This is a genomic window from Streptomyces sp. NRRL F-5630, assembly GCF_000719475.1.
In the GTDB taxonomy this organism is placed as follows: domain Bacteria; phylum Actinomycetota; class Actinomycetes; order Streptomycetales; family Streptomycetaceae; genus Streptomyces.
The window spans coordinates 63,026-87,897 of sequence record NZ_JOGO01000007.1; the positions used below are offsets into that span (position 1 = coordinate 63,026).

20 protein-coding genes and 1 tRNA gene are annotated in these 24,872 nt (G+C 73.7%); 10 read left to right on the forward strand and 11 right to left on the reverse strand.

The genetic code is table 11. The features are described 5' to 3' along the window. Positions 1–46: 46 nt before the first annotated feature. The 4 genes from IF99_RS0105305 to IF99_RS0105320 all read right to left on the reverse strand — a co-directional run bounded on the left by IF99_RS0105305 (position 47) and on the right by IF99_RS0105320 (position 6,017). Complete coding sequence (locus IF99_RS0105305) at positions 47–883, reverse strand: SDR family oxidoreductase (RefSeq protein WP_030995159.1); 837 nt, start codon at positions 881–883, stop codon at positions 47–49. Positions 884–937: 54 nt separating this feature from the next. Further along, on the reverse strand, positions 938–2,107 hold the full coding sequence (locus IF99_RS0105310; RefSeq protein WP_030995160.1) for an acyl-CoA dehydrogenase family protein: 1,170 nt from the start codon (positions 2,105–2,107) through the stop codon (positions 938–940). Positions 2,108–2,237: 130 nt separating this feature from the next. Beyond that, positions 2,238–5,228, reverse strand: coding sequence for a 3-phosphoshikimate 1-carboxyvinyltransferase (gene aroA, locus IF99_RS0105315; RefSeq protein ID WP_030995161.1), 2,991 nt, complete (start codon positions 5,226–5,228; stop codon positions 2,238–2,240). Positions 5,229–5,932: 704 nt separating this feature from the next. Then, positions 5,933–6,017, reverse strand: a tRNA-Leu gene (locus IF99_RS0105320). A gap of 209 nt (positions 6,018–6,226) precedes the next feature. Here IF99_RS0105320 and IF99_RS0105325 point away from each other — a divergent pair. From IF99_RS0105325 to IF99_RS35550, 3 genes are all read left to right on the forward strand, one after another. After that, positions 6,227–7,552, forward strand: coding sequence for a M20/M25/M40 family metallo-hydrolase (locus IF99_RS0105325; RefSeq protein ID WP_030995162.1), 1,326 nt, complete (start codon positions 6,227–6,229; stop codon positions 7,550–7,552). Between the two features lie 308 nt (positions 7,553–7,860). Beyond that, positions 7,861–8,094 carry a chaplin ChpH gene (gene chpH / locus IF99_RS0105330; RefSeq protein WP_030995163.1) on the forward strand — a complete coding sequence of 78 codons (234 nt, stop codon included), beginning with the start codon at positions 7,861–7,863 and terminating at the stop codon, positions 8,092–8,094. Positions 8,095–8,235: 141 nt separating this feature from the next. Further along, on the forward strand, positions 8,236–9,030 hold the full coding sequence (locus IF99_RS35550) for a chaplin (RefSeq protein WP_030995164.1): 795 nt from the start codon (positions 8,236–8,238) through the stop codon (positions 9,028–9,030). A gap of 154 nt (positions 9,031–9,184) precedes the next feature. Here IF99_RS35550 and IF99_RS0105340 read toward each other — a convergent pair whose 3' ends face one another. After that, a complete protein-coding gene (locus tag IF99_RS0105340) occupies positions 9,185–9,373 on the reverse strand; it encodes a DUF5703 family protein (RefSeq protein ID WP_009063724.1) in 189 nt (62 codons plus the stop codon). 47 nt (positions 9,374–9,420) lie between these two features. Between IF99_RS0105340 and IF99_RS0105345 the strand changes: the two genes are divergently transcribed. Then, complete coding sequence (locus IF99_RS0105345; RefSeq protein ID WP_030995165.1) at positions 9,421–10,104, forward strand: hypothetical protein; 684 nt, start codon at positions 9,421–9,423, stop codon at positions 10,102–10,104. A 159-nt stretch (positions 10,105–10,263) separates the two neighbouring features. Here IF99_RS0105345 and IF99_RS0105350 read toward each other — a convergent pair whose 3' ends face one another. Together IF99_RS0105350 and IF99_RS0105355 are read right to left on the reverse strand one after the other, a co-directional pair. Next, complete coding sequence (locus IF99_RS0105350) at positions 10,264–12,459, reverse strand: helix-hairpin-helix domain-containing protein (protein ID WP_030995166.1); 2,196 nt, start codon at positions 12,457–12,459, stop codon at positions 10,264–10,266. After that, complete coding sequence (locus IF99_RS0105355) at positions 12,456–13,442, reverse strand: aldo/keto reductase (protein WP_030995167.1); 987 nt, start codon at positions 13,440–13,442, stop codon at positions 12,456–12,458. The genes IF99_RS0105350 and IF99_RS0105355 overlap by 4 nt, the downstream gene beginning before the upstream one ends. Positions 13,443–13,624: 182 nt before the next feature. Here IF99_RS0105355 and IF99_RS0105360 point away from each other — a divergent pair, with 182 nt between their 5' ends. Together IF99_RS0105360 and IF99_RS0105370 are read left to right on the forward strand one after the other, a co-directional pair. After that, on the forward strand, positions 13,625–14,674 hold the full coding sequence (locus IF99_RS0105360; RefSeq protein WP_030995168.1) for an LLM class F420-dependent oxidoreductase: 1,050 nt from the start codon (positions 13,625–13,627) through the stop codon (positions 14,672–14,674). Between the two features lie 252 nt (positions 14,675–14,926). Continuing rightward, complete coding sequence (locus tag IF99_RS0105370) at positions 14,927–15,715, forward strand: hypothetical protein (protein WP_030995169.1); 789 nt, start codon at positions 14,927–14,929, stop codon at positions 15,713–15,715. A 69-nt stretch (positions 15,716–15,784) separates the two neighbouring features. On the opposite strand, the gene corA is transcribed toward IF99_RS0105370, so the two are convergent. After that, positions 15,785–16,792 (reverse strand): magnesium/cobalt transporter CorA, encoded by a 1,008-nt coding sequence (gene corA, locus IF99_RS0105375; protein ID WP_030995170.1) that lies wholly within the window; start codon positions 16,790–16,792, stop codon positions 15,785–15,787. Positions 16,793–16,958: 166 nt separating this feature from the next. Here corA and IF99_RS0105380 point away from each other — a divergent pair, with 166 nt between their 5' ends. From IF99_RS0105380 to mshC, 4 genes are all read left to right on the forward strand, one after another. After that, positions 16,959–17,648 (forward strand): histidine phosphatase family protein, encoded by a 690-nt coding sequence (locus IF99_RS0105380; RefSeq protein ID WP_030995171.1) that lies wholly within the window; start codon positions 16,959–16,961, stop codon positions 17,646–17,648. Positions 17,649–17,733: 85 nt separating this feature from the next. Next, positions 17,734–18,324, forward strand: a complete 591-nt coding sequence (locus IF99_RS0105385) for a DUF3090 domain-containing protein (protein ID WP_078654996.1) — start codon at positions 17,734–17,736, stop codon at positions 18,322–18,324. Beyond that, positions 18,321–19,145 (forward strand): SCO1664 family protein, encoded by an 825-nt coding sequence (locus IF99_RS0105390; protein WP_051703377.1) that lies wholly within the window; start codon positions 18,321–18,323, stop codon positions 19,143–19,145. Before IF99_RS0105385 ends, IF99_RS0105390 begins: the two co-directional genes overlap by 4 nt. Before the next feature lie 188 nt (positions 19,146–19,333). Next, positions 19,334–20,563, forward strand: a complete 1,230-nt coding sequence (gene mshC, locus IF99_RS0105395) for a cysteine--1-D-myo-inosityl 2-amino-2-deoxy-alpha-D-glucopyranoside ligase (RefSeq protein ID WP_030995174.1) — start codon at positions 19,334–19,336, stop codon at positions 20,561–20,563. Positions 20,564–20,657: 94 nt separating this feature from the next. Here mshC and IF99_RS0105400 read toward each other — a convergent pair whose 3' ends face one another. The 3 genes from IF99_RS0105400 to IF99_RS0105410 all read right to left on the reverse strand — a co-directional run bounded on the left by IF99_RS0105400 (position 20,658) and on the right by IF99_RS0105410 (position 24,820). Beyond that, entirely contained in the window at positions 20,658–21,797 is a 1,140-nt protein-coding gene (locus IF99_RS0105400; protein WP_078654997.1) for a PAC2 family protein, read from the reverse strand. Between the two features lie 115 nt (positions 21,798–21,912). After that, positions 21,913–22,995, reverse strand: coding sequence for an LLM class flavin-dependent oxidoreductase (locus tag IF99_RS0105405; RefSeq protein WP_037826480.1), 1,083 nt, complete (start codon positions 22,993–22,995; stop codon positions 21,913–21,915). 211 nt (positions 22,996–23,206) lie between these two features. Further along, the gene (locus IF99_RS0105410; protein WP_030995177.1) at positions 23,207–24,820 is read right to left on the reverse strand and encodes a glycerol-3-phosphate dehydrogenase/oxidase; all 1,614 of its coding nucleotides are present in this window, start codon (positions 24,818–24,820) and stop codon (positions 23,207–23,209) included. Positions 24,821–24,872 lie beyond the last annotated feature (52 nt).

The window sequence follows — 24,872 nt, forward strand, 5'->3', positions numbered from 1 at the left end:
CCGCCGAGCGGGGAGGCCGGGGCGCGCCGCCCGCCGGGCGCGGACGTCAGCTCTCGCGCGTGGGCCGCGGCGGAAGCTGCAACTCGGGCCCCGCGTCAGCGAAGAACGGCGGCGCCACGACGCTCAGCCCGCCGTCCACGACGAGCGTCTGCCCGGTGATGTAGCCCGAGCCCTCGCCGAGCAGGAAGTGGATGGTGTCCGCCATCTCCTGCACCGTCCCCGGACGGTGGGCGGGGATGCGGTCGAGGACGCCCTGCATGTCCGGCATCCCCTTGACGTTGTAGAAGTACTCCAGCGAGTCCGAGTCGATGAGCCCGCCGTTCACGGCGTTCACGTTGATCCCGTACGGCGCGAACTCCACCGCCATGAACCGCACCCACGCCTCGATCGCGGCCTTCATCGCGCCGAGCGTCGCGTACGTCGGGTACGCGCGGATCGACCCGTACGACGAGAGCGCCACGATGCGGCCGCCCTTGTCCATGAGCTTCACCGCCTCCTGCGCCCCGAGGACGAAGGGCCGCAGGTTCATCGCGTAACTGCGGTCGAGGTGGTGCGGGCCGAGGTCCACGATGTTCTTGAACGCGCTCGCCGCCGCGTTCGACACGAAGTGGTCGAGCCGCCCGCAGCGCCGCGCGACCTCGTCGAAGAGCGCCGTGACACCCTCCGTCGTCTCCACGTCGGCCTGTACGGCGAAGCCCTGACCGCCCGCCTCCTCGACATCGGCGACGGTCTTCTCGGCGAGGTCCTTGTTCTTCTTGTAGTTGACGACGACGGTGCCGCCCTCGCGCGCGAGCGTCAGCGCGAGTGCGCGCCCGATCCCGCGCGAGGCGCCGGTGATCAGCGAGACGCGGCCCTGTGCGGTGCGGTCCTGCTCAGTGCTCATGGGAGCTGTGTTCCTTCGTGGTGCGGACGGGTACGGGTACGGGCGGGGCGCCGTTCAGCGCCCGGCCTCCGGGGCGGCCACCGGCGGCGTGCGGCGCAGCACCTCGCGGAAGACGACGGCCTTCTGCACCTCGTTGGTGCCCTCCTCGAAGCGCTGTGCGCGGGCGTCCCGGTAGACCCGCTCGATCTTCTGGCTCTTCCAGTAGCCGAGTCCGCCGTGGATCTGGAGGGCCTTGTCGGTGACGTGCGTCAGCATCGTCACGGCGTGCATCTTCGCCATCGACGACTGCAGGGAGGCGTCCTCGGCCCCCTGCTCGAAGCGGCGCGCGGCGTGCAGCACGAGCTGCTTGGCCGCCTCGATGTCGGCGGCGTTCTCGGCGAGCATGAACTGGATCGCCTGGCGCTGCGTCAGCGCCTTGCCGAACGTGACCCGGTCCCGCGCGTACGCGACCGCGAGCTGCTGGGCCCGCTCGGCGAGCCCGACGCAGCTCATCGCGACCGAGATGCGCGAGGGCGTCAGGAAGCCGCCGAGGAAGACGTCGAGCCCCTCGCCCTCCGCGCCGAGCCGGTGGTCGACCGGGACGGGCGTGCGCTCGAAGCTCAGCGAGGCGTGGTCCGTGCCCGTGACGCCCATCGTCTGCGAGGTGTCCTCCACCGTGACGCCCGGCGCGTGGCGCGGCACGAGCAGCGCGACGGTGCCCTCGTGGCCCGTACTGCCCTCGACCCGCGCCGCGAGCAGGTAGTAGTCGCAGCGCACACCGAAGGTGATGAGGTGCTTGCTCCCCGAGAGGTAGTACGTGTCGCCCTCGCGCACCACGGACGTCGTGATGTCCGCGCCCGTGCCGTTGCCCGGCTCGGTGAGGGTGAAGGCGATCTTGATCTCACCGGTGATCGAGGGGAGGACGAAGCGCTTGCGCTGCTCCTCGGTGGCGTGCCCGTCCATCGCCCGCCAGATGCCGTTGACGACGTGCACGATCATGCGGATCGAGCCGTGCGAGCGGGAGAAGACCTCCATCAGCTCCATCCAGCGCGAGAACGGCAGCCCGTGCCCCCCGTACGCGACGGGCGCCGCCATGCGCAGGAACCCCCGCTCGTTCAGCTCGGCCCACAGCGCCTCGGGGACCTCACCGGTCTCCTCGATGCGCTCCGCCCAGCGCTCGCCGGGGCCCTCCACCCACGCCTCTACCTGGGTGCGGAGCTCCTCGAAGGAGTGCTCGTCGCTCATGTGCTGCCTCTTCTTCTTCTCGTACGGTCCAGCTCTGCGTCGGCGGGGCGCCGCGCGGCCCTCCCCGCCGTCCCGGGCCCTCACGCCCGGAGGGCCGGAGGGCGGCGCGCCGCCCTCCGGCCCCGGGGACTCAGTCCTCCTGCGGCCTCAGTTCCCTCGCTCTCTCGCGCAGGGCGAACTTCTGCACCTTGCCGATCGGGTTGCGCGGCAGCACCCCGAGCGGTTCGAGCCGTTCGGGCCAGTACTGCTTGGCCACCTGGTGCTCGTCCAGATACGCGCGCATCTCGCCGAAGCCGAGCCGCTCGCCCTCCTTGAACACCACGAAGGCGCACGCGCGTTCACCGAGCCGCGCGTCGGGCATCGCGACGACGGCGATGTCCTCGACGGCCGGGTGCGCGAAGAGCAACTGCTCGATCTCCGCGACAGGGATCTTCTCGCCGCCCCGGTTGATGACGTCCTTGACGCGCCCGGTGATCCGCAGATACCCCGAGGCGTCGAGCGTCGCGAGGTCGCCGGTGCGGTACCAGCCGTCCTCCGTGAACACCTCGGCGGTCAGGTCCGGCCGGTCCAGGTAGTCGTCGAACACGGTGGGGGAGCGCAGCTCGAAGTTTCCCTCGACCCCGGCCGGGAGCGCGTGCCCCTGGTCGTCCGTGATCCGCAGCTCGATCCCGTCGAGCGGCCGCCCGTCCGAGCCCCAGCGCTGCGCCGGCTCGTCGCCGGGCGCGGAGAGCGCTCCGAGGCACGTCTCGGTCGTCCCGAAGGCCCCGCACACGTCGGCGCCGAGCACCCGCCCGGCCCGCTCGGCGAGCCCGCGCGGCACCTGCGCCCCGGTCGCGACGAAGATCCGCAGCTTGCGCGGCATGTCCCCGCCGTCCTCGACCGCCTTCACGAGGTCGGTCAGGAACGGCGTCGCGGCCTGCACGAAGCTGGCCCCGTGCGTGTTGAGCGAGGTGAGCGCGCGCTTCGCGTCCCACTCGGCCTGCGTGATCTGCGGGACGCCGAGGACGAGCGCGAGCGTCATCCCGTACAGGAACCCCGTCTGGTGCGCGAGCGGCGAGGGCACCCAGATCGCGTCCCCCGCGTGCAGCCCGAGGTGCCTGATCTCCATCGAGACCGCGCGCACGAGGTTCTGCGAGGGCTGCGTGACGCCCTTCGGCTCCCCGGTGGTGCCCGAGGTGAACAGGAGCTGCGCGGTCGCCTCGGGCGAGGGGACGTACGCGTCGAGCGCGGCCCGGTCCACCTCGGTGCCCGCGAGCGCCTTCTCCCAGTCGTGCACCGTGACACCCGGGTGGTCCGCCCCGGGCAGCTCCGCGCTCCCGCCGTCCTCGGCGAGCACGACGAGCCGCGACAGCTCCCCGCGTTCCCCGGCGGAGAGCCCGAGCACCTCCTCGGCAGGTCGCCGGTTGCGGTACCGGTCGGCGACGACGAGCACCTTCGCCCGGGAGCGGCGCAGCACGAAGCCGAGTTCCCGCTCCCGGAAGAACGGGATGACGGGGCAGCACACCGCCCCGATCCGCAGCGCGGCGAGCGAGAGCACGACGAACTCGACGCGGTTCGGGAGCTGGTACGCCACGTTGTCGCCGGGCCGCACCCCGAGCCCGAGCAGCAGCGAGGCCGCGCGCTCGACCCGCTCGTGCAGCTCGCGCCATGTCACGGTCTCGTCCCTGTCGGCCCGGACGTCGACGACCGCGACGTCGTGCGGACGACTCGCCGCCCGGCGCCGCAGCCACTCGGGGAGCGTCACGCGCGCCGCGAGGTCCGGCTTCGTGACCTCTTTCTCCAGCCGCCGCTGCCGCGGCCGTCCCGAGGGAGCGGGCCCGTCCTCGACACTCATCGGCACGCCGAGCGTGTTCATCGCGTCGAGGAAGGCCGGGTACGAGATCCGGTACGCGTTCGGATACGTCAGCGTCGAGTGGCCGCGCGCCCGCGAGGAGGCGACGGCGAGCGACATCAGCACCCGGTGGTCGTTGAACGAGGAGAGCTTCGCGCCCACCAGCCCCTCGACGCCGCGCACCCGCAGCGCGTCCGCGTCCAGCTCCAGATCCCCTCCCATCGCGTTGAGCTGGAGCATCGCGGCGGCGCGGTCGGATTCCTTGAGCCGGGTGTGCGCGATGTTGTGGAAGACGGACTCGCCGTAGGCGAAGGAGCCGAGGGTGGAGAGGATCGGCAGCATGTCGGGCACGTCCCGGCAGTCCACCTCGACGCCCTTGAGCATCGGCGCCTCCTGCCGGATGCGCACCCCGCCGGCCGCCTCGTCCAGCTCCATCGGGACCCCCATCGCGCGCGCGATGTCGAGGAAATGGAACTCGGGGTGGTCGGCGGGACCGCCCTCCAGGCGGTTCATGCCCTTGAGCAGGACGTCCGAGGGGTGCAGCGCGGCGACGGCGATCCCGAAGGCGGCCGAGCCGATGTCGGGCGGCAGCGTCAGCTCCGTCGCCACGGCCGACTGCCCCGGCTCCACGTCGAAGCGCCGCCAGTCGTCGGAGACGGTGACCCGCAGGCCGAACTGCCGCATCATCGCGACGGTCAGCTCCAGGTAGGAGCGCTCGTTGAGTTCGCCCTCGACCTCGATCGTGGTGGGCCCCGTCGCGAACGGCGCGAGCAGGATGAGCCCGGAGATCCACTGCGAGAGCGTCCCGGCGATGCGGACGTGCCCGCCGCTGGGACGCCGCGCGGTGACTCCCACGGGCGGGCAGTCGTCGGCCGACTCGACGCCGACGCCCATCTGCCGCAGCGCGGCGAGCAGGGGGCCCACGGGACGGCGGCGGAAGTACTTCTGCCCGGTCACCGCGACGTCGCGGTCCGAGAGCGAGGCCAGGCCGATCATGAAGTAGAGCGTCGTGCCGGAGGAACCGGCGGACACGGCCGCGCGGCGCGGCCGGTAGCGCCCACCGAGACCGTGCACCACAAAGGTGTCGCCCTCGGTGGTGATCCTGACCCCCAGGCCGCGCAGCAGCTGCACGGTGTACTGGACGTGCCGGGCGTCGGAGAGCCCGTGCACGCGGCTGACGCCCTCGGCCAGCGAGGCGAGGATCAGGGCACGGTGCGCGTGGTACTTGGAGTTGGGGACAAGGACTTCACCGGTGAGCTGGTGCTGAATCCCTTTGACAAGAAGGTGCATGGGGTCGTGCTTCTCCCTGGCCATGGGCGGGCACACCGAGCCGCGCACGCACGCGCGCCGCCCCCGCCGGCCGCACCCGAGGCCGGTGGCCGGGCAGCACGAACAGGGCCGCGGGGCATCCGTGGCTCGGTGATGGAGCCGTCTCGGAGACGGCAGTGGTTACGTTATGGAAGCGAGGGGCTACAGGCGTGCGACGTCGCCGTAGACAGCGGCGCATGGCCCGTACGGGGGACGGGTGCCGTCTTGGTCGACGGCGACTCTGGGACACGCGCGGACGGTGACATCCGGCAACGCCTGGAGAAACAGATCGGACGGCTGTCATGGCACGGGGCCTGGGTGAGGCCCGTAAGTCGTGGCAGGAGCCGAGGTGCGCTCGCGCGGCCGGGCAGGGGCCGCGAACAAGTAAGCGTCCGGATGACCGGCCCACGCGAAACAACGCGTTGCTCAGTCACCCGATCTTTATATCAATGGGCGATGCATCTAGACAGCCCAGGTCCCGCCATGTGGTCATCACCGCGCTGACCTGCGGTTTTCCTGGATGGAGCACCGCGCAGGTGAGGCCCGTGGCGCTCGTCTGGGCCCGTCCCGGCGGCGCGGGGGAGCGGTGGGCGGCACGCGGGCAGAGGGGGCGGGCCGGGCCGGGGGGTGCGGGGCGAGTACCGGCACACGAAGAAGGGCCCCGCTCTCGCGGGGCCCTCACTGTGTGTCCGAGGGGGGACTTGAACCCCCACGCCCGATAAAGGGCACTAGCACCTCAAGCTAGCGCGTCTGCCATTCCGCCACCCGGACAGGGTGTTCGCTCTGGGCTGTTCGGCCCCGGCGACGTGGAAAACAATACCAAACATCCGAGGGCGGTCGATCACCCCTGGTCCGGGCCCCTGTGAACGGCGTGTGTCCCGGGGGAGGGCGGTCTTGGGGGCGCGGCGGGGGGCGCGCGAGGATGGGGGGAGCGCGGCGCCGAGCAGGGCGCCGGCCGACCGACCGCCAAGGAGAGCAGCGTGAGCGAGCCGAGCACCGGAAGGGCGGCTTCGGGCCAGGACGAGGTCGTCGATCTCACCCGGGACCTGATCCGCATCGACACCAGCAACTACGGGGACCACTCGGGCCCCGGCGAGCGCGCGGCGGCCGAGTACGTCGCCGAGAAGCTGGCCGAGGTCGGCCTCGAACCACGGATCTTCGAGTCCCACCCGGGCCGCGCCTCGGTCGTGGCCCGCGTCGAGGGCGAGGACCGCTCCCGCCCCGGCCTCCTCATCCACGGCCACACCGACGTCGTCCCCGCCAACGCCGCCGACTGGACCCACGACCCCTTCTCGGGCGAGGTCGCCGACGGCTGCGTGTGGGGGCGCGGCGCCGTCGACATGAAGGACATGGACGCGATGACCCTCGCGGTCGTCCGCGACCGGCTCCGCACGGGCCGCAAGCCCCCGCGCGACATCGTCCTCGCCTTCCTCGCCGACGAGGAGGCCGGCGGCACGTGGGGCGCGCGGCACCTCGTGGACCACCACGCGGACCTCTTCGAAGGCGTCACCGAGGCGATCGGCGAGGTCGGCGGCTTCTCCTTCACCGTCAACGAGAAGCTGCGGCTCTACCTCGTCGAGACGGCCCAGAAGGGGATGCACTGGATGAAGCTCACCGTGGCCGGGACCGCCGGGCACGGTTCGATGATCCACCGCGACAACGCGATCACGGAGCTGTCCGAGGCCGTCGGCCGCCTCGGCCGCCACGAGTTCCCGATCCGCGTCACCAAGACGCTCCGCCACTTCCTCGACGAACTCGGCGACGCGCTCGGCACCGAGCTGGACCCCGAGAACATGGACGAGACCCTCGCCAAGCTCGGCGGCATGGCCAAGCTCATCGGGGCCTCGCTCAAGAACACCGCCAACCCGACCCAGCTCGGCGCCGGCTACAAGGTCAACGTCATCCCCGGCGAGGCCAGCGCCCACGTCGACGGCCGCTTCCTGCCCGGGTACGAGGAGGAGTTCCTCGCCGACCTCGACCGCATCCTCGGCCCGCGCGTGCGCCGCGAGGACGTGCACGCCGACAAGGCCCTGGAGACCGGTTTCGACGGCGCCCTCGTGGACGCCATGCAGACCGCGCTGGGCGCCGAGGACCCGATCGCGAAGGCCGTCCCGTACATGCTCTCGGCCGGGACCGACGCGAAGTCCTTCGACGACCTCGGCATCCGCTGCTTCGGCTTCGCGCCCCTGCGGCTGCCCGCCGATCTCGATTTCGCAGGGATGTTCCACGGCGTCGACGAGCGCGTCCCCGTCGACGCGCTCCAGTTCGGTGTCCGTGTCCTCGACCGCTTCATCGACGCCTCCTGAGGCGAGGAAGGGCGAGGGCGCACACTCCCACGAGCGGCGCGCGCGCCGTGCCCGTACGCTCCCTGTCGCGTACGGGCACGGCGCGCGTTCGCGCTGGTCGGGGCGGTGCGGCGGGGCCGGGCGGGGTCCCGGGGCGGGCTCGGTCGGGCCCGGCGCACCGGGCGCCGCGACCGGCCGGAAATCGAGCGTCTGTACCACTCCCACTGGTACGGGTGAATGCACTCATCTGGTCGTAGCTCGAATACTCCCTCCTCGTTACAGGTGTTGCGGTCCGCGGCTGGGACCGCGCTGTCCACCTAGGAGGAAAAATGATCAAGAAGATCGTCGCCACGGTCGCGGCGACCGGTGGCCTCGTGCTCGCCGGTGCCGGCCTGGCCTCGGCCGACTCGGGCGCCCAGGGCGCGGCCGTCGGTTCCCCCGGCGTGCTCTCGGGCAACGTCGTCCAGGTTCCCGTGCACGTCCCGGTGAACCTCTGCGGCAACACGATCAACGTGATCGGCCTGCTCAACCCGGCCTTCGGCAACACCTGCGTCAACGCCTGATCCAGGTGGACGCCACCCCCGGCCGGGGGTGTCCCTGCGGCCCCGGAGCGCGCGACGCGCTCCGGGGCCGCGGCTCTCACCACACCGCGCACGCGCGAGGTGCCGTGCGCTTCGAAGCTGTGACTACGACAGGGAATTGCTATGCGACAGGTCACGCGCAAGGGCCTGATGACTGTGGCGGCCGCCTCCGGCGTGCTCGCCGTCACCGGTGGCTACGCGGTCGCCGACTCCGGCGCCCAGGGCGCGGCCGTGGGCTCGCCCGGCGTCCTCGCGGGCAACCTCGTGCAGGCACCGGTCGATGTGCCGGTCAACGTGTGCGGTAACACGGTGGACGTCGTGGGGCTCCTCAACCCCGCCTTCGGCAACCACTGCGAGAACGACTCGGGCCAGTCCCGTCCCGGCGGCTACGGCGACGAGGACGGCGGTGGCCGCGGGAGCGGGGGCGGCCACCACACCGGGGGCGGCCACCAGAGCGGCGGCGGCGCCCACGCGGGCGGTCAGGCCGTCGGTTCGCCGGGCGTCGGCTCCGGCAACCAGGTGCAGGTGCCGGTCGACCTGCCGGTGAACGCGTGCGGCAACAGCATCTCGGTCATCGGCCTCCTCAACCCGGTGTTCGGCAACGACTGCGCCAACGAGTCGACGCCGCCCCCGGCCCCGCCGGAGCACCCGGGCCACCCGGAGCACCCCGGCCACCCGGGCAAGCCCGAGAAGCCGGAGAAGCCGGAGACTCCCAGGACTCCGGAGAAGCCGAAGCCCCCGGCGGAGCACACCACGCCCCCCGGCAACTCCGTGCAGGTCTCCGCGAAGACCCCGGAGCCCACCCAGCAGCTCGCCGAGACCGGCAGTGAGATCCCCGCGGGCGCGCTCGGTGCCGCCGCGGCCGGGATGCTCCTCGCGGGCGCCGTGGTCTACCGCAAGGCCCGCGCGAAGGCGTGACCCGCGGCCGTAGGCGAGCGCGCGCCCAGGCGCCCCTCGCACGGCATGCCGAAGGGCCCCGCTCAGGGAGAGCGGGGCCCGACAACACGAGGAGACCTGGTCGCCCGTCCGGGTGAGGCGCGGGACCCGCGGCCGCGGCCGCCGCCTCCTCGTCTCACCACGTGGCCCGCGGCTGGCGGATGATCCTGCGCCGCAGCCGGACCCGGCGGCTGCCGTCGGGATGCAGCCTGAGGCGGTCCAACTCCCAGTGTCCGTACTCCGCGTGGTCGGTGAGCAGGCGAGTCGTGTCCTTGCGGCTGACGCCCCTGGGCACGTACACGTCGACAAATTCGTATTCCGGCATCGTATCTATTGTGCGTCCACAGGCCCGGTACGGATAGCGTCTGCACTATGTCTGATGCTGAGCAGCCCCCGGTTGCCGAGGTACGTGCCGCCGCCGAGGCGGTGAAGGCCGCGCTCGACCGTCACCTGGCCGCGGTCGAGAACCGCTCGGGCGAGGACGATCCCGCCGTCTACCAGGCTTTCAACGAGCTGGCCACCGCCGCGGAGACCTACGACGAACTGCTCTACGAGCGCTACGACGAGGTCACCCCCTTCGAGATCCCCGGCGCCGAGGACTCCTTGCCGCCCTACACCGGGCCCGAGGACCCGAGCGCCCTGAGCGTGCTCATCCGCAGGGACTACACCGTCGCCCGCCCCGACCTCCTGCTCGGCCAGGCCGAGCGCGTCGCGGACCTGCACCCCGAGTCCCCCGGCGCCGGGCTGCACGCGGCGCTCGGTGTCCTCTTCGGCGAGTACGAGCCGGACGAGATCGCCTCGCGGCACCGGGAATTCGGCCTGGAGGAGGGCGACTCGACGCTGTGGGTCGCCGCCACCGACGACGCCCCCGAGCCCGGTGAGTGGCTCGACGCGCCCTTCGAGGGCGCCGACCCGCAGTCGGTCATCTGCCGCTTCGACGTCAGCGCGGTCTTCGACGACGACCCCGAGGACGACGTACGGCCCGCCCACCGGCCGGGCCTGCGCGGCCACGGCGGCGAGGTGGAGGACGAGATCGACGAGGACGAGGGACTCTGAGCGTCCGCTCCGGCGCGGGCGGCACGGGTACGGGGCGGCCTTCCCGCCCCGTACACCGGCCGCTCGTACTTCCCCGCCCGCTCCGCCGCACGGGGCCAGGCACCGCCCCGTGCCGTAGCGACCGCCCGTGGGCCGGGGGGCGGCGGCGCGGGCGCCCTCTCAGCCCTCCGCGGGCCTGCTCAGCAGCGTCGTGAGGCGGGTATGGCGCTCTGCGGCGGGGCGCGCGGCCACCGCCCGCGCCAGGGCCTCCCCGGCGCCCTGGACGACGGAGAGGTGGCGTTCGGCACGTCCCGCCGCTGTGTAGAACCACGCGCGGCTCAGGACCGGGACGGCGTCGCCGGGGACCACGACCACGACGGCCGCCCAGCGGTGCCCGACCGCCTGGTGCGCGGTGAGCGCCCAGGCATGGCGCACCGTGCGGCCCGTGTCGGCGGGCGCCACGCGGACGGGGACGCCCTCGCACTCCAGGCGCAGCCCCTCCTGGTCGGCCCCCACGACCCGCCCGAGCGCCGTGCGCCCCGGGGCCGGTGACCACACGATCCGGTCGCCCGGATCGAAGCCGCCGAAGCGGCCGGGCCCCGGGTTGAGCCGTTCCTTCAGCGCCGCGTTGAGCACCCGGGTACCGGCCGCGCCGCCGTGCCCGGGAACGAGGACCTGCGTCTCGTCGGGGGCGACGCCCAGCGCGCGCGGCACGGAGTCGGTGACGAGCTGCACCGTCCGGTGCACGGCCTCGCCCGGATCGCGGACCGGAACCACCACGACCTCGTGGCCGCCCGTGCGCGGCACCTCGAACTCGCCGACGCCGAGCCCCGAGACGAACTCGCCGACCGGGCCAGGGTCGGGGGTGCGCGAGACGACGTGCGGCGCGAAGCGCGCGGCGAGCAGATCCCCGAAGACCCGCCCCGCACCCGCCGAACCGAGCACGCCCGGGTCCCCGCTCAGCACGAGCCGCGCCCCGTCCGGGACCGACTCGGCGAGCAGCGCGGCCTCCTCGACGCCGAGCTGGGGGGCGTCGAGCACGACGAGCAGGTCGAGCGCGAAGCGCCCTTCCTCGTCGCGGGCGGGCCCTTGCGTACCGGAGAGCAGTCCGGCGACGGTGAGCGCGGGCTCCTTCGCGCCGAGCAGCGCGGCGAGCGCGCGACGGCCCTCGGCGGTGTGCGCCGCCGCGAAGGCGCGCAGACCCAGGCCGCGCGCGGCGGAGACGAGCGCCGCCGTCTCGGCCCGGCCCGCCTCGCCGCCCGTGTGCAGGACGAGGGGGTGCGCGGCGGCGGCACGGATCAGCTCGGCCGCGCTGCCGCGCCCCGCCGCCTCCGCGGCGGGCCCCCAGCCGTCCTCGGTCCCCACCTCGGCGGCGGCGATCCGGCCGAGCGCGTCCGCGAGGCTCTCCTCGGCGAGCGCGTACCGCTCCAGGCCGACGAGCACGGGGACCGGCGGCGCTTCCTCCTCCTCGTCCCCGGCGGGCGGGACACCGTCCTGGAAGAGCAGCGCGTCGCCCTCGGCGACGGCCTCCTGGACGGCCTCCTCGGCGTCGGGGACGCCGTGCTCGCCGAGCGCGGCGGCGAGTTCGCTCAGCTCACGGACGGTGTGCCCGCGCAGCGCCGCGTCTTCGAGCAGCCGTACGGTCAGCGCCCGCCCCCGGCGTACGTCCCCGGGCGCCGCCTCGGCGCCGAGCAGGGCGCGGGCGAAGGCGTCGGCGTGCTCGGGCGTGACCCCGGCCAGTCGCAGCAGCTGCCACGGATCGGACTCCAGCTCGCTCGCCGCGCCCTCGCCGAGCGCGCGCACGGCGGCCGGGGCGAGCGCCTCGGGCGCGCCCCCGCGTGTGAGCAGCGCGGCGACGGCGGAGAGCGCGGCCGGGTCGGGCGCCGCGGGTGCCGGAGGGGCGGGAACCGGTTCCGCCGGGCGGGGCGGCGGGGGAGCGGCGCGGCGCGGGGCGACGGGGGAGGCGGGGGCGTCGAAGGTCGCCGCCGGCCGCTCGCCCTGCTCGACCGCGCGGACGGCGGCGAGCAGCTCGGCGGCCTTCCCCGTGAGCTTCGTCCCCGCCGCGACGGGCTCCTCGCGGGCGGCCTTGCGTGCCGCGATGCGCGCCCGCTCGACCCGCTGGGCCGCGAGCTCCGCCTCGGCCTCGGAGAGCTGCGCGGCGGTCTTCCCGCCCGCGTCCCCGTCCTCGGCGGTGGAGTCCCCGCTCCGGTCCCCGTCCTCGGCGGCGGGGGCCCCGCCCTCCGTGGTGGGGGGCGCTTCCCCGGCGGCAGGGGGTCCGGCCCCGTCGGCGCCGGTCTCCTCCTCGGCACGGGGCGGGGCCGCGCCGGGCGCGTCCTCCTCCGTACCGGTGTTCCCGGCTGCCGGCTCCGTGCTCACAGCGTGCTCCAGTCCTGATCGGGATAGCGGTGCACGGGCGCGGACACGTCGTCCAGGGCCCGGCAGATCTCGTCAGGAAGACTAAGGCCCTCCACCGACAGCGCCTCGCTCAGCTGCTGGGCGGTGCGCGCGCCGACGATCGGCGCCACGACGCCGGGACGGTCGCGCACCCAGGCGAGGGCGACGTGCAGCGGCGTCGCCGCGAGGCCCTCGGCGGCCGTCGCGACCGCCTCGACGACCGCCGACGCCGTCCCGTCGAGGTACGGGGCGACGAAACCGGCCATCGCCTCGCTCGCCCCGCGCGAGCCCGCCGGGCTCGCGCCCTCGCGGTACTTGCCGGTGAGCACCCCGCGCCCGAGGGGCGAGCAGGGCAGCAGCCCCACGCCGAGGTCCCGCGCCGCGGGCAGCACCTCGCGCTCGACCCCGCGCTGGAGCAGGGAGTACTCCATCTGCGTGCTCGCGAGCCAGGTCCGCGTGCCGCCGCCTGCGAGCTGCCAGGTCGCGGCCTTGGCGAGCTGCCAGCCGCTGAAGTTGGAGACGCCCGCGTACCGCGCACGGCCCGTGCTCACCGCGAGGTCGAGCGCCTGGAGGGTCTCCTCCAGCGGTGTCACGGGGTCGAAGGCGTGCACCTGCCACAGGTCCACGTAGTCCGTGCCGAGGCGCTGGAGCGAGGCGTCGAGCGCGGCGAGCAGGTGGCCGCGCGAGGCGTTGAAACGGCGGTCGGGGTCGGGGACGCTGCCGGCCTTCGTCGCGATCACGAGGTCACGGCGCGGGACGTGGGACTCGACGAGCTGCCCGAGCAGGTACTCGGCCTCGCCGTCCGCGTAGACGTCGGCGGTGTCGACGAGCGTGCCGCCCGCCTCCCAGAAGACCTTGAGCGAGGCGGCGGCCTCGTGCTCGTCGGTGTCCCGGCCCCAGCCGAGGGTGCCGAGCCCTATCCGGGACACACGCAGGCCGGTCCGGCCGAGATGCCTCTGCTCCATGAACGCTGAGATTACGCGTCGGACGTCCGTTCGTGGGGTGCCGCGAGGGCGGGTTCCCGGTGGGGCGCTCGCCGCCGGGGGACGAAGCTCACGTGCGCGCGCGCGTCGCGTCCCTGTCGCCCCGCGACGCGGCGCAGTAGAGTCCCGGCGTAAACGTTACTGATCAGTAAGGGGTGTGGCGCATGCGGCTCGGGATCAATCTCGGCTACTGGGGCGCGGGCATGGACGCGGACAACCTCGCCGTCGCGCAGGAGGCCGACCGGCTGGGGTACGCGGTGTGCTGGGCCGCCGAGGCGTACGGCTCGGACGCGCCCACCGTCCTCGCGTACGTCGCGGCCAAAACCGAGCGCATCGACATCGGCTCGGCGATCCTCCAGATCCCGGCGCGGCAGCCCGCCATGACCGCGATGACCGCGGCGACCCTCGACTCCCTCTCCGGCGGCCGCTTCCGGCTCGGCCTCGGTGTCTCGGGCCCGCAGGTCTCCGAGGGCTGGTACGGGGTCAAGTTCGACAAGCCGCTCGCGCGCACCCGCGAGTACGTGGAGATCGTGCGCCGCGCGATGAGCCGCGAGCGCCTGAGCTTCGAGGGCGAGCACTGGACCCTCCCGCTCCCCGGCGGCCCCGGCAAGCCGCTCAAGCTCACCGTCCACCCCGAGCGCCCCCACATCCCGCTCTACATCGCCGCGATCGGCCCGAAGAACCTGGAGCAGACCGGCGAGATCGCCGACGGAGCGCTCCTCATCTTCCCGGCCGCCGCGCACCTGGAGGAGACGGCGCTCAAGCCGATCCGCGCGGGCCGCGAGAAGGCGGGCAAGACGATGGAGGGCTTCGACGTCGTGCCCACCGTGCCCCTCGCGACCGGCGACGACATCGAGGCGCTGGCCGACACCTTCCGCCCGTACACCGCCCTCTACGTCGGCGGCATGGGCAGCCGCGAGCAGAACTTCTACAACCGCCTCGCCCAGCGCATGGGGTACGAGAAGGAGGCGGCCGAGATCCAGGACAAGTACCTCGCGGGCGACAAGAACGGCGCGGCGGCTGCCGTCCCGCACCGTCTCATCGACTCCACGACCCTGCTCGGCTCCGTCGACCGCATCGCCGACGGCATGCGCGCCTACGCGGAGGCCGGCGTCACGACCCTCACCCTCGCCCCCGCCGGTTTCACGCTCGACGAGCGCGTCGCCGCGCTGCGCGCGGGCGCCGAGGCGCTGGAGCGGGCCGGGGTGGCCTGAGCGGCTCCGCACGAGCGGCCTGAGCGGCCGCACGGGTGGCCTGAGCGGCTGCACCGGCGGCCTGAGCGGCTCCGCACGGGCGGACGCCGGTACCGGCCGTACGGCGAGGGGCGCGCGTATTCGTACGCGTGCCCCTTCCGTGTACCGCCACCCGAACGGCCCACCCCCCGCGCCGTCCGCTTGCCGGACCCCGGGGCCGCGCCTTGACTCGTCGGGCGGGCACGTACGCGCCCCCGACGTGGAGGTACGGAGATGCTTTCGGCCAGGAGTCTCTTCCAGGAGATCATCGACAACGACGAGACCTACCGGCTCTTCTGCTCGGTGGCCGCCAGCGGCGAGGCGCAGGGCGGCTGGGAGAACGGGCGGATCGCCGCCCTGCTCCCCGCGAGCATGGTGCATCTCGCCCCGAAGGTCGCCCGGCACGGCGCCGACGAGGACAAGCACGGGCGCATCTTCCACGGCCTCATGCGCCGCCGCGGGGTCGAGCCCGTCGACGTCCCGCCCGAGACCGACTACACGATGCTCCTCGAACGCGCGGGGATCGGCCTCCCGCACGCCAAGCTCTCCGCCGACGAGCCGCTGAGCGAGGAGGACGTCATCACGTACCTCGCGCACAGCCGCGTCACCGAGCAGCGCGCCTCGGACCAGATGGACATGCTGCGCCGCCACTTCGCCGCGCACCCCGAGGTGGGGAACGCGGTGCGGATCATCTCGGCCGACGAGGACAACCACCTCGCCTACTGCCACGAGGAGTTGCTGCGCCTCGCGCGCGAGGGCCACGGCCGCACGATCCAGCGCGTCCTGCACGAGTGCGCGCGCGCCGAGAACCTCATCTACCGCGACGTGAGCCTCGCCGTCATGGACCACATCGGCCGCATCCTCGGCTGGTCGCGCCCCAAGGCCGCGGTGCTCGCCACCGCCATCCACGCCGCCTACGCCTGGGAGCGCGCGATCGGCTGGCGGCGCATGGTGACCCTCGCGATGCCCCAGCGCCGCGACGCCCTCGGCGGCCCGGCGACGCCGGAGCCCGAGTTCGCCTGAGCGGGGCCGCCGCCCGCCCTGCCCCGCGCCGCCTCGGCCGGACGCGGGCGGGCGGTCCGCCCCCGCCGTTCAGAGCCAGCCGCGCCGCTTGAACTGCTGGTACAGCAGCACTTCCAGGGCGACCATCAGGCCGATGACCGCCGGGTACGACCACACCCAGTGCAGTTCCGGCATGTGGTCGAAGTTCATGCCGTAGATGCCCGCGATCATCGTCGGCACGGCCGCCATCGCCGCCCATGCCGAGATCTTGCGCATGTCGTCGTTCTGGCGCACGCCCATCTGCGCGAGGTGCGCCGAGAGGATGTCCGAGACGAGGCGGTCCAGGCCCTCGACGGACTCGTTGACGCGGGTCAGGTGGTCGCTCACGTCGCGGAAGAAGGGCCGTACCGCGTCGTCCACGAAGGGCACGGCCGCGGCGAAGGGGCCGTTGCCCGCGAGCCGCAGCATCGGCATCGCGAGCGGGCCGGTGGCGCGCCGGAACTCCAGGATCTGCCGCTTGAAGTTGTAGATCCGCGAGGCCGTGCCCGCCCCCGTGCCGGAGGTGGAGCCGCCGGGCGAGAAGACCGCGGTCTCCAGCTCCTCCAGGTCGTTCTGCAACTCGTCGGCGACCACCAGGTAGTGGTCCACGACCTCGTCCGCGATCGAGTAGAGCACCGAGGTCGGCCCGTGCCGCAGCATCTCGGGCTTCTCCTCCAGGTGCTTGCGCAGCTCCGCCACCGGCGTCCCGTCCCCGTGCCGCACGGTGACCACGAAGGAGTCGCCGAGGAAGAGCATCAGCTCGCCGGAGGAGACCGTGTCGCTGTCGGCCTCGTAGTGCACGGGCTTGAGGACGACGAAGAGCGAGTCGTCGTAGACCTCCAGCTTCGGGCGCTGGTGGGCCTTGAGGGCGTCCTCCACGGCGAGCGGGTGCAGCTTGAACTCGTCGGTGACGCGTGTGAACTCCTCCTCGGTCGGCTCGTGCAGGCCGATCCACACGAAGGCGTCGCCGACGGCACGGGCGGCGTCGAGGGCGTCCGAGAAGTCGCTGGGGCCGTCCGTGCGATGCCCGTTCCGGTAGATGCCGCAGTCCACGATCACCACCCCATAGTGCCCTGCCCGCCCGGGGTCATACGTGGCCGCAGGGAGCGGGAGCGAGGGCCCGCCGGCCCCGGCGCCGCGCCTCGTCCGGGGCTCCGCTTCGCCCGCGCCGCGGGGGCCGGAACGTCCTGCGGGCCGGATTTCCGCTCCGCGTAGGCTGGAAAGCATGACCACCCTCATCCTCGTGCGCCACGGCCGGTCCACCGCCAACACCGAAGGGGTGCTCGCCGGGTGGATGCCCGGGGTGGCCCTCGACGCGCGGGGCCGGGAGCAGGCCGCGGCGCTGCCGGGGCGGCTGGAGGGGCTGCCGCTCGTGGCCGCCGTGGCGAGCCCGCTCCAGCGGTGCGAGGAGACGCTCGCGCCGCTGCTCGCCGCGCGCCCCGGGCTGCCGCTGCACACCGAGGAGCGGATCGGGGAGTGCCACTACGGGGACTGGACGGGCCGCAAGCTCAAGGAGCTGAGCGGCGAACCGCTCATGGACGTGGTCCAGAACCACCCCTCCGCCGCGGCCTTCCCCGGCGGCGAGTCCCTGCGCGCGATGGCCGCCCGCTCCGCCGAGGCGGTACGGGAGTGGAACGCGCGCCTCACCGAGGAGCACGGCGAGCAGGCGATGTACGTCATGTGCTCGCACGGCGACATCATCAAGTCCCTCGTGGCCGACGCCCTCGGCCTCCACCTCGACCAGTTCCAGCGCATTCACGTGGACCCCTGCTCCGTGACCGTCATCCACTACACGCGGTTGCGCCCCTTCCTCGTCCGGCTCGGCGACACGGGCGACCTCGACGGCCTGCGGCCCCGCGCCGAGGGCGGCGAGCAGGGACAGGCCACGGTCGGCGGCGGCGCGGGAGCGGCCTGATCGTCACCGGCAGTAGGCTGTCCGGTACCCGTGGCCCCGTGGGCCCCGCTCCCCCCGACATCAGATCCCAAGGAGAGTCAAGGACGTGTCCCGTCAGGTGTTCCTCTACGACCCGCCGGAGCGTTTCGTGGCCGGTACGGTCGGGCTCCCCGGGCGCCGTACCTTCTTCCTCCAGGCCTCGGCCGGTGGCCGGGTCACCAGCGTCGCCCTGGAGAAGGCCCAGGTGGCGGCGCTCGCCGAGCGCATGGACGAGTTGCTGGACGAAGTGGTACGGCGCAGTGGCGGCAACGCCGCCGTCCCGGCGGTCGCGCCCGCCGAAGTCACGGATTCCGGCCCGCTCGACACCCCCGTCGAGGAGGAGTTCAGGGTCGGCACGATGGCGCTGGCCTGGGACGGCGACGCCGAGTGCATGATCGTCGAGGCCCAGGCCCTCGTGGAGCTCGACGCCGAGTCCGAGGACGAACTCGCCGCCGCCGAGGAGCAACTCCTCCAGGACGACGAGAACGGTCCGCCCATGCTGCGGGTCAGGCTCAGCGGCTCCCAGGCGCGCGCGTTCGCCAAGCGCGCGCTCGACGTCGTCAACGCGGGCCGGCCCCTGTGCCCGCTGTGCAACCTCCCGCTCGACCTCGAAGGACACGTGTGCCCGCGACAGAACGGATACCGCAGGTCGGAGTGAGCGAGCCCACCGAAGCCGAAGCCGAGCCCCTGGACCCCGCCCGCGTCCGCGAGATCCTCACCCGGGGCGAGCTGACCGTGCGCGGCCGGGTCACCCGCGCGTCCAACGCCGTCCTCCTCTGCGACGCCGCGCTCGACGGGCGGAGCCTCGCCTGCGTGCACAAGCCCGTCGCGGGGGAGCGGCCGCTGTGGGACTTCCCGGACGGCAACCTCGCCCGCCGCGAGGTCGCCGCGTACGAGGTCTGCCGGGCGATGGGCTGGGACTTCGTACCGCTCACCGTGCTCCGCGAGGGGCCCTGGGGCGAGGCGATGACCCAGCTGTGGATCGAGACGTCCGAGGACGGCGGCGGCCTCCTCGCCCTGCAGGACGGCGAGGAGCCGGAGGAGGGCTGGAAGGCGATCGGCCTCGCGGAGGTGGAGGAGGACCGCACGGCCCTGCTCGTCCACCGCGACGACCCCCGCCTGCGGCTCCTCTCCGTCCTGGACGCCGTCATCAACAACGCGGACCGCAAGGGCGGCCACCTGCTCCCCACCCCCGAGGGCCGTCTCCACGCCATCGACCACGGCGTCACCTTCCACACGGACAACAAGCTGCGGACCCTGCTGTGGGGCTGGGCGGGCGAGCCGTTCCCCGCCGAGGCCGCCGAGGCCCTGACGCTCCTGGCGAAGGCCCTGGACGGCCCCCTGACGACGGCGCTGACCCCGCTGCTCACGGAAGCGGAGATCACGGCCCTGCGGACGCGGGTGGCGACGCTGCGCGCCACGGGCGTCCACCCGGAGCCGAGCGACGAGTGGCCGGCGATCCCGTGGCCGCCGGTGTAGCACCACCCGGGTCCATCGGTTCCGGCCCGCCCGGCGCCGGAGGACCCGCTGCGGAGGCCGCCAGGGACCGGGCGGCCCCCGCCCGCCGCCCGTCCGCCGCGTGAGGTCCTCCTGCGGAGGCCGGGGAGCGCCCCCGGATGGGGTGAACCCGCCCACCGGGCCCGCCCCGGGCCGGTTAACCTCGACGTATGCATTCCTGGCCCGCTTCCGAGGTCCCCGCTCTTCCCGGCAAGGGCCGCGACCTCCGAATACACGACACCGCCACCGACGGTCCGGTGACGCTCACCCCCGGCGAGGTGGCCCGGATCTACGTCTGCGGGATCACCCCGTACGACGCGACCCACATGGGCCACGCGGCCACCTACAACGCCTTCGACCTCGTTCAGCGGGTCTGGCTCGACTCCGGGCGCCAGGTGCACTACGTGCAGAACGTCACCGACGTCGACGACCCGCTCCTGGAGAGGGCCGTGCGCGACGGCGAGGACTGGACCGGGCTCGCCGAGCGCGAGACCGCCCTGTTCCGCGAGGACATGACGGCGCTGCGGATGCTGCCCCCGCGTCACTACGTCGGCGCCGTCGAGGCGATCCCCCGGATCGTTCCGCTCGTCGAACGCCTGTGCGCGCAGGGTGCCGCGTACGAGCTGGAGGGCGACATCTACTTCTCGGTCGCCTCCGACCGCCACTTCGGCGAGGTCTCGCGCCTCGACGCCGAGGCGATGCGACTGCTCTCCGCCGAGCGCGGCGGCGACCCGGAGCGTCCCGGCAAGAAAAACCCGCTCGACCCGATGCTGTGGATGGCCCCCCGGGAGGGCGAGCCGAGCTGGGACGGCGGCAGCCTCGGCCGGGGGCGCCCCGGCTGGCACATCGAGTGCGTCGCCATCGCGCTCGACCACCTCGGCATGGGCTTCGACGTGCAGGGCGGCGGCTCCGACCTCGCCTTCCCGCACCACGAGATGGGCGCCTCGCACGCCCAGGTCCTCACCGGCGAGCACCCCTTCGCGCGCTCCTACGTGCACGCGGGGATGGTCGGTCTCGACGGCGAGAAGATGTCGAAGTCCAAGGGCAACCTGGTCTTCGTCTCGCAGCTCCGCAAGGACGGCGTCGACCCGGCGGCGATCCGCCTCGCCCTGCTCGCGCACCACTACCGCGCGGACTGGGAGTGGACCGCCGAGGGCCTCCAGGAGGCCGTGGACCGGCTCGCCCGCTGGCGTGCCGCCGTCTCGCGGCCCGACGGCCCCTCGGCGGAGGCGCTCGTCGAAGAGGTGCGGGACGCGCTCGCCGACGACCTCGACTCGCCCCGGGCCCTGCTCGCCTTCGACCGCTGGGCCGCGCGTCAGCAGGAGACCGGCGGCGAGGACACGGGCGCGCCGGGCCTCGTCTCGCGCGCGGCCGACGCCCTCCTCGGCGTCGCCCTGTGACCCGTACGGCCCAGCGGGCCCACTGAGGAGGGGCGGGGCGCCGACCGGCGCCCCGCCCCTCCCGCGTCCGTACGACTCCCGCCGGGACCCGGACTCAGTCCCGGCCCGGCCCCTCCTCGCCCGGTTCCCCGGGTCCGTCCTCGTCCGGGCGCCGCTCCGGCGCCTCCCCGGAGGACTCGGGAGCGGACCCGGTCTCCTGCTCGCCGGTCCCGGGCCCCGCGGCCTCCCGCCCCGGCTTCTCCTCCTCCGTGCCTTTCTCCGGAGGCTCCTGCGGCTTCGGCTCCTTCGGCTCCTCCGCGCGTGTCGGCCGCGCGGAGCGCGCCCGGTCGCCGCCGGGGCCCGCCGACTCGCGCCCGAAGCCGCCGGGAGCCCCGGGGCCGCCGGGACCCGCGCCGGGCTCCCTGCGCCGCAGGTACCGCTCGAACTCGCGCGCGATCGCCTCGCCGCTCGCCTCCGGGAGCTCCGCGGTGTCCCGCGCCTCCTCCAGCGACTGCACGTACTCGGCGACCTCGCTGTCCTCGGCCGCGAGCTGGTCGACCCCGAGCTGCCAGGCCCGCGCGTCCTCGACCAGCTCGCCGAGCGGGATACGCAGGTCGAGCAGGTCCTCCAGGCGGTTGAGGAGGGCGAGCGTCGCCTTCGGGTTCGGCGGCTGCGAGACGTAGTGCGGCACGGCGGCCCACAGGCTCACGGCCGGGACCCCGGCGTGGGTGCACGCCTCCTGGAGGATGCCGACGATGCCCGTGGGGCCCTCGTACTTCGACTCCTCCAGGTCCATCGTGCGCGCGAGGTCGGGGTCGGACGTGACCCCGCTCACCGGCACCGGGCGCGTGTGCGGGGTGTCGCCCAGGAGGGCGCCCAGCACCACGACCATCTCGACGCCCAGTTCGTGCGCGAAGCCGAGCAGTTCGTTGCAGAACGAGCGCCAGCGCATCGAGGGCTCGATGCCGCGCACGAGCACGAGGTCGCGCGGGCGCTCACCGGTGATCCGGACGACGGAGAGTCTCGTGGTGGGCCAGGTGATCTTCCGGGTCCCGTCCTCCATGAAGACGGTGGGCCGGTTGACCTGGAAGTCGTAGTAGTCCTCGGCGTCCAGCGCCGCGAAGACCTCGCCCTTCCACTCCTGCTCCAAGTGCGCGACCGCGCTGGAGGCGGCGTCACCGGCGTCGTTCCAGCCCTCGAACGCGGCCACCATGATGGGGTCGATCAGCTCGGGGACCCCTTCGAGCTCGATCACCCACCGCCTCCTTCGGACGTGTTCCCAGACATACGCCCCACCTTACGGCGTGGGCGGGGGACCTCCGCGGTCCCCTGCGGGGAGAACGCCCGATCACTGCCCCGCACGCCCCGGCTTACTCCTCCCCGCCCTTCTCGTCCTCCTCCCACAGCGTGGTCGGGGCCTCGCGGCGCACGACGGGGAGCACCTCCTCGGCGAAGCGCTGCAACAGCTCCAGTTGCTCGCCGCGTTCGAGCCCGAAGCCGTCGACGCTGATCGACTGGAGGTCGTGGCGGTAGGAGGCGTGGAAGCCGAGCAGCTTGTCGATCACCTGCTGCGGCGAGCCGATGAGCTGGGGCCCCTCCGCGATCGCCTCCTCGATCGTCGCGAAGGGGGTGTTGTAGCCGGCCTTCCCCGCCAGGTGCGGTTTGAAGGCGCGGCGCACGGACGCCTCGTACAGCTCGCGGTAGCGGTTTGTCGCCTCCTCCGCCGTGTTCGCGAGGAGCAGACCGCCGGAACCGGCGGCGACGCGGGCCCTGGCGGGATCGTGCCCGTAGGCGGCGAACCGCTCGCGGTAGTGGTCGACGAGGCGTACGTACGCCTCGCGCGGCTGGATCGCGTTGGCGGTGAAGAGGGGGTCGCCGTGGCGCGCGGCCAGCTCCGTGGAGCGCGGGCTCGTCGCCGAGCCGTGCCACACGGGCGGCGGGCCCGCGTACGGACGCGGCACGGTCGTGACGTCCTTGAGCGGCGGACGGAACTCGCCCTCCCAGTCGACGCCCTCCTCGCGCCACAGCCGGCGCAGCAGCGCGTACTTCTCCGCCTGGAGGTCCCACTGCCGTTCCTCGTCGAGGCCGTAGAGCGAGAAGTGCCCGGCCTCCGCACCCTTGCCGATGACGAGTTCGAGGCGGCCGGCGGCGAGCTGGTCGAGCGTCGCGTAGTCCTCGGCGACCCGCACCGGGTCGAGGATCGCGAGCACCGTCACGCCGGTGAGCAGCTTGATCCGCCGCGTACGGGCGGCTATCGCGCCGAGCACGACGGTGGGCGAGGAGGAGAGGAAGGGCCCCGCGTGCCGCTCGCCGACCGCGAAGGCGTCGAAGCCGAGCGCCTCGGCCGCCTCGGCGAGCGCGAGGACGTCCCCGAACCTCTCGGCGGCCGGTCGCACCACGGAGGTGAGGGGGTGGGGCGCGTGCTGGATGAGGCTGAGCACCTGAAACTTCATGACGACCACTGTGCGCGGCGAGTATTGCGGCGCTGTGGCGGCGGTACGAAGCCGCGGGGCCGACCGGACCGGGAAGAGGACGGCCGCGGGGGAGCGGGCCGCACGGGGGCGTACGGAAGCGGGGCGGCACGCTCGCTCGCGTACCGCCCCGCCGCGCCCGTCCCGGCGCCGGCCCTCGTCGGGGCCCGGCGCCGGTCCCCGGGACTCTCGCTCAGCTCTCGCGCTCGGCGAGGACCTTCGCGACCCGCGCGCGCAGCGCGTCGTCCGCGAGACCGCGGATCGTCAGCGTCGTACGGCGCCGCAGCACGTCGTCCGGGGTCTCGGCCCACTCGTGGTCACGGGCCCACACGACCTGCGCCCAGATCTCCGGGGCCTCCGGGTGGACGCGCTCGCCCAGCTCGGGGCGCTCGTTGGCGAGGCGCGCGATGTCGAAGGCCAGGGAGCCGTAGTGCGTCGCGAGGTGCTGCGCCGTGTCGGCGGCCATCTCGGTGCCCGCGCCCTGGTGGTCGACGAGCAGCCGGTGCTTGACCGCGAGCGGGTTGGCGACGCCGGGCAGCGGCATCTTCGACGGCAGCTCGGAGATGGGCTCCATGTCGTCGCCGAGCGGGTGCCCGGGGAGCGAGGCGAGCTTGTTCATGACCGTGCGGCCGATGTGCCGGAAGGTGGTCCACTTGCCGCCCGCGACGGAGAGCATCCCGCCCTTGCCCTCGGTCACGACCGTCTCTCGCTTCGCCTTCGAGGTGTCGCCGGGACCGCCGGGGAGCACACGCAGCCCCGCGAAGGAGTACGTGATGAGCGAGCGGTCGAGCTGCTGGTCCCGCACCGAGTAGGCGGCCTCGTCGAGGATCTGCGTGACGTCCCTGTCGTTGACCGCGACATCGGCCGGGTCGCCCTCGTACTCCTCGTCGGTCGTGCCGAGCAGGAGCATGTCCTCCCAGGGGAGGGCGAAGGTGATGCGGTACTTGTCGATCGGCGTCGCGAGCGCGGCGTTCCACGGCGAGGTGCGCTTGAGGACGAGGTGCGCGCCCTTCGAGAGGCGCACCGAGGGGGCCGCGTGCGGGTCCTCCATACGGCGCAGGTGGTCCACCCACGGGCCCGTCGCGTTGAGGACGAGCCGCGCGTTGACGCCGAACTCGGTGCCGTCCGTGCCGTCCCGCAGCTCGGCGCCCGTGACGCGCCCGTTGGTGAAGCGCAGCCCGGTGACGGCCGCGTGGTTGAGGACGACGGCCCCGGCCTCGACGGCCGCGCGCACGGTCATGACGGCCATGCGCGCGTCGTTCATCTGGTCGTCGCCGTAGACCGCGACCGCCTTCAGGTTCTCCGTGCGCAGCTCGGGCACGTCGCGCTGGGCGCGCGCGGGCGAGAGCAGGTGCCCGACGCCGTCGCCGAAGGCGGAGAGCGCCGAGTAGGCGAAGACGCCCGCGCCGAGCTTCGCGGCCCCGTGCGGGCCGCCCTTGTAGACGGGCAGGTAGAAGGTGAGCGGGTTGGCGAGGTGCGGGGCGACCTGCCGCGAGACCGCGCGCCGCTCGAAGTGGTTCTCCGCGACGAGCTTGACGGCCCCCGTCTGCAGGTAGCGCAGACCCCCGTGGAGCAGCTTCGAGGAGGCCGAGGAAGTGGCTCCCGCGAAGTCGCCGCCCTCGACGAGGGCGACGCGCAACCCGGACTGCGCGGCGTGCCAGGCGGTGGAGATGCCCAGGATGCCGCCACCGATCACCAGGAGGTCGTAACTCGCGCGGGAGAGCTGTTCGCGGGTCTCGGCGCGGCTCGGTCCTGTCCCCGTGGCCGGGTGGGTCCCGAGGCTCGGCAGGTGCTGGACGGTGGTCATGTCGTGCTCCTCGTCATGCGTTCCGGAGGTGGTCGCGGGGCGCGCCTCCTGG

Bases quoted from the DNA above. Each gene is read 5' to 3' on its own strand.
- IF99_RS0105305 (WP_030995159.1), bottom strand. From the start codon at position 883: ATGAGCACTGAGCAGGACCGCACCGCACAGGGCCGCGTCTCGCTGATC.
- IF99_RS0105310 (WP_030995160.1), bottom strand. From the start codon at position 2,107: ATGAGCGACGAGCACTCCTTCGAGGAGCTCCGCACCCAGGTAGAGGCG.
- aroA (WP_030995161.1), bottom strand. From the start codon at position 5,228: ATGCACCTTCTTGTCAAAGGGATTCAGCACCAGCTCACCGGTGAAGTC.
- chpH (WP_030995163.1), top strand. From the start codon at position 7,861: ATGATCAAGAAGATCGTCGCCACGGTCGCGGCGACCGGTGGCCTCGTG.
- IF99_RS35550 (WP_030995164.1), top strand. From the start codon at position 8,236: ATGCGACAGGTCACGCGCAAGGGCCTGATGACTGTGGCGGCCGCCTCC.
- IF99_RS0105340 (WP_009063724.1), bottom strand. From the start codon at position 9,373: ATGCCGGAATACGAATTTGTCGACGTGTACGTGCCCAGGGGCGTCAGC.
- IF99_RS0105345 (WP_030995165.1), top strand. From the start codon at position 9,421: ATGTCTGATGCTGAGCAGCCCCCGGTTGCCGAGGTACGTGCCGCCGCC.
- IF99_RS0105355 (WP_030995167.1), bottom strand. From the start codon at position 13,442: ATGGAGCAGAGGCATCTCGGCCGGACCGGCCTGCGTGTGTCCCGGATA.
- IF99_RS0105360 (WP_030995168.1), top strand. From the start codon at position 13,625: ATGCGGCTCGGGATCAATCTCGGCTACTGGGGCGCGGGCATGGACGCG.
- IF99_RS0105370 (WP_030995169.1), top strand. From the start codon at position 14,927: ATGCTTTCGGCCAGGAGTCTCTTCCAGGAGATCATCGACAACGACGAG.
- IF99_RS0105380 (WP_030995171.1), top strand. From the start codon at position 16,959: ATGACCACCCTCATCCTCGTGCGCCACGGCCGGTCCACCGCCAACACC.
- mshC (WP_030995174.1), top strand. From the start codon at position 19,334: ATGCATTCCTGGCCCGCTTCCGAGGTCCCCGCTCTTCCCGGCAAGGGC.
- IF99_RS0105405 (WP_037826480.1), bottom strand. From the start codon at position 22,995: ATGAAGTTTCAGGTGCTCAGCCTCATCCAGCACGCGCCCCACCCCCTC.
- IF99_RS0105410 (WP_030995177.1), bottom strand. From the start codon at position 24,820: ATGACCACCGTCCAGCACCTGCCGAGCCTCGGGACCCACCCGGCCACG.